The sequence below is a fragment of the Phenylobacterium sp. genome (assembly GCF_030693805.1).
In the GTDB taxonomy this organism is placed as follows: domain Bacteria; phylum Pseudomonadota; class Alphaproteobacteria; order Caulobacterales; family Caulobacteraceae; genus Phenylobacterium.
Map to the genome: position 1 here is coordinate 1 of NZ_JAUXZW010000156.1, position 8,976 is coordinate 8,976.

Genomic DNA, 8,976 nt, shown 5'->3' on the forward strand with positions numbered 1-8,976 from the left:
GGTCGCGGCCATAGCCGCGACCGTCTCTTGATTGGACGGCGACAGGCGCGGACTAAGCCGCGACCGCCTCCTTGTTGAACTGCGCGGTCTCGGTGGACTGCGACATGGCGGTGGTGGACGACAGCCCGCCGCTGATCGCCATGGCGACCTCGTCGAAATAGCCGGTGCCCACTTCACGCTGGTGGCGCGTGGCGGTGTAGCCGTCGGCTTCCGAAGCGAACTCGGCGTCCTGCAGCTCGGAGTAGGCGGCCATGCCGCGGTCCTTGTAGCCGCGCGCCAGCTCGAACATGCCGTGGTTGATGGCGTGGAAGCCGGCAAGCGTCACGAACTGGTACTTGTAGCCCATGGCGCCCAGCTCGCGCTGGAACTTGGCGATCGTCGCGTCGTCCAGGTTGGCGCGCCAGTTGAACGACGGCGAGCAATTGTAGGCCAGCAGCTTGCCCGGATACTTGGCGTGGACGGCTTCGGCGAACTGGCGCGCTTCGTCCAGGTTCGGGTGCGAGGTCTCCCACCATAGCAGGTCGGCGTGCGAGGCGTAGGACAGGCCGCGCGCGATGCAGTGCTCCAGGCCCATGCCGGTCTTCAGGCGGAAGAAGCCCTCCGGCGTACGGTCCTCGCGGTCGATGAACGGATGGTCGCGCTCGTCGATGTCCGAGGTGATCAGCTGCGCCGATTCCGCATCGGTGCGGGCGACCACCAGGGTCGGCGTGCCCATGACGTCGGCGGCGAGGCGCGCGGCGTCCAGGTTGCGGATGTGCGCCTGGGTGGGGATCAGCACCTTGCCGCCCAGGTGGCCGCACTTCTTCTCCGACGCGAGCTGGTCCTCGAAGTGGACGCCAGAGGCGCCGGCCTCGATGAACGCCTTCATGATCTCGAACGAATTCAGCGGGCCGCCGAAGCCGGCTTCGGCGTCGGCGATGATCGGCACGAACCAGTCACGTTGGGCGCCGCCCTCCGAGTGTTCGATCTGGTCTGCGCGCTGCAGCGTCCGGTTGATCCGGCGGCACAGTTCCGGCGCGGCGTTGGCCGGGTACAGCGACTGGTCGGGATACATCGCTGAGGCGGTGTTGGCGTCGGCGGCGACCTGCCAGCCCGACAGGTAGATGGCCTGCAGGCCGGCGCGGACCATCTGCATGGCCTGGTTGCCGGTGACCGCGCCCAGGCTGTTGATGAACGGCTGCTCGTGCAGCGATTTCCACAGGCGGTTGGCGCCGCGTTCGGCCAGGGTATGGCTGATCGGGAACGAGCCGCGCAGACGTTTCACATCGTCGGCCGAGTAGGGCCGTTCGATGCCGTCGAAGCGGCCCGCAGGCGCGCTGGGAACAAGATCCGAGAAGTCGTTCATAACAAGCTGGCTCCCATTGGGTGGCTGGCTTTGACAGCCTCTGGAGCCCATCTAACGCGCTATTCCCCTCGTGCGAACCCATGCGCGCGGCGCCAAAAGGCATTCATGTCACAGCCATACCTTGTTTAATTTGTAAATCTGTGACAAACCTAAGCCATATGGCTGTCTCGACTGAGCGGAAACTGTTCCTCGGCGCCCGTTTGAAGCGCATGCGGCGCGACCTCGGCGTCACCCAGACCCGTATGGCCGAGGATCTCGGCGTGTCGCCCAGCTACCTGAATCTCCTGGAGCGCAACCAGCGCCCGGTGACCGCCCAGGTCCTGCTGCGCCTGGCCGAGGCCTACGACTTCGATCTGAAGACCCTGTCGCAGGACCCGGAGTCGTCAAGCGCCAACGGCCTGGGCGAGGTGTTCTCAGACCAGATGTTCCGCGATCTGGGCATCGCGCGTCACGAACTGACCGAAGTGGCCGATTCCGCGCCAGCCGTGTCGGAAGCGATCATGCGTCTTTACCGCGCCTATCTGGACCAACGGAGCATGACCGACCTGGGCGCCATCGGCCGCCCGGAAGAGGGCGGGCTGGCTCAGTCGGTGACTACCCCGTCGGACTGGGTGCGGGACTTCATCCAGGCGCAGAAGAACTACTTCGCCGAACTGGAGGCGGTGGCCGAGACCCTGACCACCGAATTGGAATGCGAGCCGCAGGATTTCGCGGTCGCCGCCCGCGAGCGGTTGTCCAGCCGTCACGGGATACAGGTGCGCGTGGTCCCGGTGGAGGTGTTGCCAGAATCGGTACGCCGCTTCGACCACCATCGTCGCCGTCTGTTCCTGTCCGAGGTGCTGACCGGGGCGGGGCGTTCGTTCGCGCTAGCCTATCAGTTGTCGATGGTCGAGCACGGCGCGCTGCTGGATGCGATCATCGAGCGCGCCGGGCCGCCGGACCGCCCGACCAGCAACCTGCTGAAGGTGTCGCTGGGCAACTACCTGGCCGCGGCCATGCTGATGCCCTATGCGGCGTTCCACGAGGCGGCGGAGCGCACCGGCTACGACATCGAGCTGATGCGCGCCCGCTTCGGGGTCAGCTTCGAGCAGGCCTGCCACCGGCTCACCACCTTGGCGCGGCCGGCGATGCGGGGGGTGCCGTTCTTCATGCTGCGGGTGGATTCGGCGGGCAACATCTCCAAGCGTTTCGCCGGCGCGACCTTCCCGTTCTCGCGGTTCGGCGGCACCTGCCCGCGCTGGAACATCCACTCCAGCTTCCGCACGCCGGGGCGTATCGTCACCCAGGTGGTCGAAACGCCTGACGGCCAGCGCTATTTCACCCTGTCGCGCACGGTCAGCCGCATCGCCACGCCCTATGCCGGCGAGGACTCAGAGCTCGCCGTCGGCATGGGCTGCGAGCTCAAGTATGCCGAGCGGCTGGTGTACTCGCGGGCGATCAACCTGCGCGAGCCGGTGGTCACCGGCATCGGCCCCGCCTGCCGGATCTGCGAGCGGCCGGCCTGCCCGCAGCGCGCCGCGGAGCCGATCAACCGCACCCTGATGGTCGACGACTTCACCAAGTCGATCTCGCCGTACCCGTTCGCGACGAACTGAGCCGCCGCGCTCAGGCCTCACATTTTCAGCAGCACTTTGCCGACGTGGGTATTGGCCTCCAGGTGCAGGTGGGCCTGGGCCGCCTGGTCCAGGGGGAACACCCGATCGACCGGTGGGCGCAGGGCGCCGGATTCCACCGCCGGCCAGAAGCGCCGTTCGGCCTCGTCGATCAGCCTGGCCTTCTCGTCAGCCGCGCGCGGGCGCAGCGTGGAGCCAGTGATGGTGATGCGTTTCTGCATCATCTTGCCGATGTTCAGGGTCACCTCGGTCCCGGCCTGCGCGGCGATGTAAACCAGCCGGCCCAGGGGTTTCAGGGCCTCGATATTGCGGGGGAAGTAGTCGCCGCCGACCATGTCGAGGATCACGTCGCAGCCGCCATGCTCGCGGGCGACCGCGACGAAGTCCTGGGTCGTCGCGTCGACCACCACCTCGGCGCCCAGCCTGTGCGCCTCGGCGGCCTTGTCGGCGCCGCGCGCCGTGGCGATCACCTTGGCGCCATAGACCTTGCACATCTGGATGGCGGTGACGCCGATGCCGGAGGTCGCGCCATGCAGCATCAGCGTCTGGCCAGGCTGCAGCGCGCCGCTCTCGAACACGTTGGCGAACACGGTGAGGATGGTCTCCGGCAGTGACGCGGCCTCGACGAGGTCCATGTCCGCCGGGACGGGCAGGGCGTGGCGCGCGTCGACCGCGACATACTCCGCATAGCCGCCGCCGCCCAGCAGAGCGCAGACCCGGTCGCCCACTTTCCACCGTCCCGCGCCATGCACGACGAGGCCGGAAACCTCCAGGCCCATGGTCTGCGGCGCGCCGGGCGGCGAGGGGTAAAAGCCCAGGCGCTGGATCACGTCGCCGCGGTTCAGCCCCGCGGCCGCAACCTTGATCAGGATCTGCCCATCGGCAGGAACCGGCCGGGGGACTTCCGCCACCTGCAGGGCCTCGGCCGGACCCTTGCCGCCCTCGATCACGATCGCCCGCATGGTCTGGTCTGCGTCTGATCCGCTCATTTGATCCCCTCAGGCTTGCTTCGGCGCCTTCTGCGCGTTTGGATACATCCGCGGATCGGGACACGCAAAGGAGGCTTGCGCAGGTCATGGACGAACCGGCGGAGGCCCGTGTGGGCCGCGGCCAGCGGCTGGCCGAGGCGATGCGGGAGGATCTCGAGCTCTTCGGCGTCGTCGAGCTCGAGGAACGCATCGACGCGCTGCAGGCTGAGATCGATCGCACGCGCGCTCAGATCAAGAAGAAGCAATCGGGGCGAGCGGCGGCCGAGGCGCTGTTCGGACGTTCCGCCGACTGACGAAGCGCGCCGCGCGGCGGCGTGGCATGGGGGTTGCACGGGCTGGCGCGGCGGGGGCCTCCTCCGACAGCGAAGGATGTGCTACGTTGGTGAGTGATGATTGACGCAAACGTGACAGCCGGGCCGCAAAACGCCGCGGTGATCCAGGATTTCGCCCGTTCGGAGCTGTTCGACCGCACCTTCCAGGAGGGAATGGAGCTGGTCGAGGAGACTGCGGCCTATCTGGATGGCGCGGGGCGTCAGGAATCCAAGCAGCTGTCCCGCAACGCCGCACTCGCCTATGCCGCCGAAAGCATGCGTCTGACCACGCGTCTGATGCAGGTCGCTTCCTGGCTGCTGGTCCAGCGGGCGGTGCGCGAAGGCGACATGCCGCCGGAATCCGCCTGCGAGGAACGCTATCGCCTGGGCGCCGAACAGGTGTCGGATGGCGGCGACCTCGATGACGTCGACCAGCTTCCGGTCGGTCTCATGACCCTGCTCGACCGTTCCGAGCGTCTTTATGATCGCGTGCGCCGTCTGGACCGGCGGATGTATGTCGACATCCCCGTGCATGACGAGAGCCACACCGTGCTGGCCCAGTTCGACCGCCTGCGCACCGCTTTCGGCGGGCTCTAGGCGCCGATCCGCCCGTCTCGCTGGGTCACCGCGAAAGCTAGCATCCATTCAACGCCGTCGGTGAAGCTGGCGACGCCAGCCCTCGATCCGGGTCCCCCTGGCGAGAGCCAGAGCTTGAGCTGATCTGGGGCGTGACCCACGACAAACAACGCCGCGGCTTTGGGCCGCGGCGTCGCGAATATCGGGACTTTCGTCCGGGTCTACTTGCGGGTGAAGCCGCCGAACTTGGCGTTGAAGCGCGAAACACGGCCGCCGCGGTCCAGCAGATGCTGGCTGCCGCCGGTCCACGCCGGGTGCGTCTTCGGGTCGATGTCGAGGTTCAGCGTCGCATCGGCCTTCTGATAGGTCGAGCGGGTGCGGTAGCTGGTCCCGTCGGTCATCACCACGGTGATGAAGTGATAGTCCGGGTGGGTGTCTTGTTTCATCGCGCGGACGCCTGACGTAAAGGAGCAGCCATTGAAGCGTCGCAACGGGCGGCGGCGCTGAAAGAAGCCGCGCGTATACAAGAAGCACCGCGCAAAAAGCAAGGGCGTGAGAGCGTATGGACGAGTCGAGCGCGCAGGGCGGCGCCCGCGAACGGCCGGGCGCAGGCGCAGCCTTGGCCTCCAATCTGACCGAATCCGCCCACCGCCGCGACCGCAGTCGCAATGTCGGCGCTCTTCGTCGGCTGATCCCTTTTGTCCGCCGCCACTGGCCCGATGCGGCCGGCGCCGGCGTCTTCCTGCTCACCGCCACCGCGTCCACGCTGGGAATGTCCGCGGCCCTGCGTTTTCTGGTCGACCATCTGACCGGCGCGCAGGCCACCCACGGCTCCATCGACCGCTGGTTCCTGCTGATCGGCTTGGTGGCCCTGGCGCTCGCCGCGTCCTCGGCGCTGCGCTATTTCTTCGTCACCAAGCTGGGCGAGCGGATCGTCGCCGACCTGCGTCAGAGCGTCTACGCCCACGTGCTGACCCTCGATCTCGCCTTCTTCGCTCGCGCGAAGACCGGCGAGGTGCTGTCGAGGCTGACCACCGACCTGCAGATCGTCGAGACGCTGATGGCGACATCGGTGTCGGTCGCCCTGCGCAACCTGCTGACCCTGGTCGGCGCTTTGGCGCTGCTGGTGGTGGTGAGCCCCCGGCTCACCGGTCTGGTGTTGCTGCTGTTCCCGCTGGTGCTGGCGCCGCTGTTCCTGATGGGACGGCGCGTGCGCCGGCTGACCGCTCACGCCCAGGACCGCTTCGCCGAAGCGATCGGCCACGCCGGCGAGACGCTGGACGCGTTGGAGACCGTGCAGGCCTTCGGTCGCCAGGCCTCGGCCGCCGGGCGCTTCGACGCCGCGGTGGAGGCGGCGTTCGCCACGTCGCTGCGGCGCATGACCGCGCGCGCCCTGATGACCAGCCTGGTCATCGCCCTGGTGTTCGGCGGCGTCGTGGTGATCTTCTGGCTGGGCGTCCACGCGGGCCTGAGAGGCGAGATGAGCTGGGGCTCGCTGTTCCAGTTCGCCTTCCTGTCGGTGATGGCCGCCGGCGCGGTCGGCGCCCTGGGCGAGACCTGGGGCGATGTGCAGAAGGCGGCCGGGGCCATGGAGCGCGTCTCCGAGCTGCTGGACGCTCAACCGGCGATCGGCGCGCCTGCCGACCCCCTGCCGCTGCCCGTTCCCGCGCAGGGCCATATCGTCTTCGAGGACGTCACCTTCGCCTATCCGGGCCGCCGCGACGCGCCCGCCCTGCGCGGCTTCTCGCTGGAAGTGAAGCCCGGCGAGCGGGTGGCGCTGGTCGGGCCTTCGGGCGCCGGCAAGAGCACCGTGCTGCGCCTTCTGCTGCGTTTCTACGACCCGCAACTGGGCGCGGTGCGTCTGGATGGCGTCGACCTGCGCCGGGTTGATCCTGCGGACGTGCGGGGGCGGATGGCGCTGGTCGCGCAGGATTCGCCGCTGTTCTCCGGCTCGGCGGCGGACAACATCCTGTTCGGACGCGAGGACGCCAATCCGCAGGCCGTGCGTGAAGCCGCCCGCGCTGCTCAGGCCGAAAGCTTCCTCGACGCCCTGCCGCAAGGCTTCGACACCGCCGTGGGCGAGCGCGCGCGCAGTCTCTCCGGCGGCCAGCGTCAGCGGCTCGCTATCGCCCGCGCCCTGGTCCGTGAAGCCCCCGTGCTGCTGCTGGACGAGGCCACCAGCGCCCTGGACGCGGAGAACGAGCGCCTCGTGCAGCGCGCTCTGGATGAGGCGATGAGCGGGCGCACGACTCTGGTCATCGCCCACCGCCTGGCCACGGTGCTGAAGGCCGACCGCATCGTGGTGATCGACGAGGGCAGGGTGGTCGAACAGGGCTCGCACGCCGAGCTCGTCGCCCGAGGCGGCCTCTATGCGCGCCTGGCGGCGCTGCAGTTCGGCGAGGCGGCCTGACGCCGCTTCAGCGCGGCGCGGCCAGGTCGAACCAGGCGGCGAGGCTCTCGGCGACATAGTCGGCCAAGCGCCCGCGACGCTGGACGCCCCACTGCTGCAGCGCGCCGCACCACTGCGCCTCGATCAGACGCGCGGCGATGTCGGGGTCGATCGCCAATGGCGGCAGCCTTTGCGCGACCGCCAACCGCAACAGGTCGGCCCGTTCGCAGGCGAGCCGATTCAGGTCCGGATCGCGGACGTCCTGGTGCAGCCATAGAAGCTGCTCGGCCAGGGTCGCCTCGTCGTCGTCGCCGGGCGTCAGGCTCCAGAACAGATCGACCACTGCTTCGACGCCGACTTCGCGCGGCGCGGACTCGAGCAAGGTTGCGAACTTCCGGTTGCTCAACGCCACGGCGCGGATGGTCAGGCGGCGCTTGTCGCCGAACCGCTGCAGCAGGGTGGCGGGTGCGATGCCGGCTACCGCGCCGACGTCAGCCAGTGTGAAATCGATCGGCCCCTTGGCGAACATCACGCCGATGGTCGCCTCCAGCACCTGTTCGTCGCTGCGCAGCTTTACGCGGGGCACGATCGATCCCTCGATAAATGATCGATCACTTATATGGTGCGTCGCTACGGCGCGCTATGGCAGACCGCCTCAACGTTGTGTCCATCCGGGTCCCGCACGAAGGCGCCGTAGTAGTTCGGATGGTAGTGGGGCCGCAGCCCCGGCGCGCCGTTGTCGCGGCCACCCGCGGCGAGCGCGGCGGCATGGAAGGCGTCGACCGTGGCCCGGTCCGGCGCGGCGAAGGCCACGTGGGTCCCGAGCGTCGATTCCCCGCCCTGATGCAGCCAGAAGAACGGCTTCGTCCCTTCTCCGTAGCCGCTCAGGGAGACGTCCGGCGTCGTCACCGTGCGCAGCAGCGACAGGCCCAGCGGCGCCAGGGCCGCGTCATAGAACGCCTGCGCACGCTCAAGGTCCGTCACGTTCAGGCCAACATGATCCAGCATAAAGTCCCTCGTGGCGTCGCTCGCGTGACCGCGCTCTTCGTCTCGGGCGCGATGAGTTTTGAGGCCGTCCAGCTTGACTCTCTGGCGCCGCCTGACTACCTGCAAGCCGCATTAGCACTCGCGCCGCTCAACTGCTAACAGTCGCGCGCCCGTCCGCTAAGGCTACCACAATCAACCGTCTCGAACGGAGAATGAAAAAATGGCGTTCCGTCCTCTGGGTGACCGCGTGCTCGTGAAGCGCGTCGAGGAAGAAGCAAAGTCCAAAGGCGGGATCATCATCCCCGACACCGCCAAGGAAAAGCCACAGGAAGGCGAAGTCGTCGCCGTTGGTCCTGGCGCGCGTGACGACTCCGGCAAGATCCAGCCGCTCGACGTCAAGCCCGGCGATCGAATCCTGTTCGGCAAATGGTCCGGCACCGAGGTGAAGCTCGATGGCGACGACCTGCTGATCATGAAGGAAAGCGACATCCTGGGCGTCCTCGACGCGACCACTGCGGCCCGCGCCGCGGCCTGATCTCGCCGACCACGACATCCCTCTTCTGAAAGGCCACCAACATGGCAGCTAAAGACGTTTATTTCTCATCCGACGCGCGCGATCGCATGCTGCGCGGCGTCAACACCCTGGCCAACGCCGTAAAAGTGACCCTGGGCCCCAAGGGCCGCAACGTGGTCATCGAAAAGTCCTTCGGCGCTCCGCGCTCGACCAAGGACGGCGTCTCGGTCGCCAAGGAAATCGAACTGGCTG

At 67.9% G+C, this 8,976-nt stretch carries 10 protein-coding genes and 1 pseudogene; 6 read left to right on the forward strand and 5 right to left on the reverse strand.

What is annotated here, in order from left to right; translation table 11 throughout:
• Nucleotides 1–52: 52 nt before the first annotated feature.
• A complete protein-coding gene (aceA, locus tag Q8M88_RS06635) occupies nt 53–1,345 on the reverse strand; it encodes an isocitrate lyase (protein WP_305595629.1) in 1,293 nt (430 codons plus the stop codon).
• Between the two features lie 158 nt (nt 1,346–1,503).
• On the opposite strand from aceA, the gene Q8M88_RS06640 reads away from it, so the two are divergent.
• Nucleotides 1,504–2,940, forward strand: coding sequence for a short-chain fatty acyl-CoA regulator family protein (locus tag Q8M88_RS06640; RefSeq protein ID WP_305595631.1), 1,437 nt, complete (start codon nt 1,504–1,506; stop codon nt 2,938–2,940).
• A gap of 17 nt (nt 2,941–2,957) precedes the next feature.
• Here Q8M88_RS06640 and Q8M88_RS06645 read toward each other — a convergent pair whose 3' ends face one another.
• Complete coding sequence (locus Q8M88_RS06645) at nt 2,958–3,947, reverse strand: NAD(P)H-quinone oxidoreductase (protein WP_305595633.1); 990 nt, start codon at nt 3,945–3,947, stop codon at nt 2,958–2,960.
• 86 nt (nt 3,948–4,033) lie between these two features.
• Between Q8M88_RS06645 and Q8M88_RS06650 the strand changes: the two genes are divergently transcribed.
• Both Q8M88_RS06650 and Q8M88_RS06655 read left to right on the forward strand, forming a co-directional pair.
• Nucleotides 4,034–4,240, forward strand: a complete 207-nt coding sequence (locus Q8M88_RS06650) for a DUF1192 domain-containing protein (protein WP_305595635.1) — start codon at nt 4,034–4,036, stop codon at nt 4,238–4,240.
• 96 nt (nt 4,241–4,336) lie between these two features.
• Entirely contained in the window at nt 4,337–4,855 is a 519-nt protein-coding gene (locus Q8M88_RS06655; RefSeq protein ID WP_305595637.1) for a DUF1465 family protein, read from the forward strand.
• A gap of 200 nt (nt 4,856–5,055) precedes the next feature.
• On the opposite strand, the gene rpmE is transcribed toward Q8M88_RS06655, so the two are convergent.
• The gene (rpmE, locus tag Q8M88_RS06660; RefSeq protein ID WP_305595639.1) at nt 5,056–5,280 is read right to left on the reverse strand and encodes a 50S ribosomal protein L31; all 225 of its coding nucleotides are present in this window, start codon (nt 5,278–5,280) and stop codon (nt 5,056–5,058) included.
• A gap of 116 nt (nt 5,281–5,396) precedes the next feature.
• Between rpmE and Q8M88_RS06665 the strand changes: the two genes are divergently transcribed.
• Nucleotides 5,397–7,244: an ABC transporter transmembrane domain-containing protein gene (locus Q8M88_RS06665; RefSeq protein WP_305595641.1), complete on the forward strand. Its 1,848-nt coding sequence runs from the start codon at nt 5,397–5,399 to the stop codon at nt 7,242–7,244.
• Between the two features lie 7 nt (nt 7,245–7,251).
• Here Q8M88_RS06665 and Q8M88_RS06670 read toward each other — a convergent pair whose 3' ends face one another.
• Both Q8M88_RS06670 and Q8M88_RS06675 read right to left on the reverse strand, forming a co-directional pair.
• Nucleotides 7,252–7,809, reverse strand: a complete 558-nt coding sequence (locus Q8M88_RS06670; protein WP_305595643.1) for a TetR/AcrR family transcriptional regulator — start codon at nt 7,807–7,809, stop codon at nt 7,252–7,254.
• A 44-nt stretch (nt 7,810–7,853) separates the two neighbouring features.
• Nucleotides 7,854–8,231: a VOC family protein gene (locus Q8M88_RS06675; RefSeq protein ID WP_305595645.1), complete on the reverse strand. Its 378-nt coding sequence runs from the start codon at nt 8,229–8,231 to the stop codon at nt 7,854–7,856.
• A 199-nt stretch (nt 8,232–8,430) separates the two neighbouring features.
• On the opposite strand from Q8M88_RS06675, the gene groES reads away from it, so the two are divergent.
• Both groES and groEL read left to right on the forward strand, forming a co-directional pair.
• The gene (gene groES / locus Q8M88_RS06680) at nt 8,431–8,745 is read left to right on the forward strand and encodes a co-chaperone GroES (RefSeq protein ID WP_305595647.1); all 315 of its coding nucleotides are present in this window, start codon (nt 8,431–8,433) and stop codon (nt 8,743–8,745) included.
• Nucleotides 8,746–8,786: 41 nt separating this feature from the next.
• Nucleotides 8,787–8,976 (forward strand): annotated as a pseudogene (gene groEL, locus Q8M88_RS06685) (chaperonin GroEL); the annotation flags it as partial.

What these genes read in the sequence shown, in the direction of transcription:
- groES (WP_305595647.1), top strand. Translation starts at nt 8,431, where the DNA reads ATGGCGTTCCGTCCTCTGGGTGACCGCGTGCTCGTGAAGCGCGTCGAG.
- Q8M88_RS06675 (WP_305595645.1), bottom strand. Translation starts at nt 8,231, where the DNA reads ATGCTGGATCATGTTGGCCTGAACGTGACGGACCTTGAGCGTGCGCAG.
- Q8M88_RS06650 (WP_305595635.1), top strand. Translation starts at nt 4,034, where the DNA reads ATGGACGAACCGGCGGAGGCCCGTGTGGGCCGCGGCCAGCGGCTGGCC.
- Q8M88_RS06645 (WP_305595633.1), bottom strand. Translation starts at nt 3,947, where the DNA reads ATGAGCGGATCAGACGCAGACCAGACCATGCGGGCGATCGTGATCGAG.
- Q8M88_RS06665 (WP_305595641.1), top strand. Translation starts at nt 5,397, where the DNA reads ATGGACGAGTCGAGCGCGCAGGGCGGCGCCCGCGAACGGCCGGGCGCA.
- aceA (WP_305595629.1), bottom strand. Translation starts at nt 1,345, where the DNA reads ATGAACGACTTCTCGGATCTTGTTCCCAGCGCGCCTGCGGGCCGCTTC.
- rpmE (WP_305595639.1), bottom strand. Translation starts at nt 5,280, where the DNA reads ATGAAACAAGACACCCACCCGGACTATCACTTCATCACCGTGGTGATG.
- Q8M88_RS06655 (WP_305595637.1), top strand. Translation starts at nt 4,337, where the DNA reads ATGATTGACGCAAACGTGACAGCCGGGCCGCAAAACGCCGCGGTGATC.
- Q8M88_RS06640 (WP_305595631.1), top strand. Translation starts at nt 1,504, where the DNA reads ATGGCTGTCTCGACTGAGCGGAAACTGTTCCTCGGCGCCCGTTTGAAG.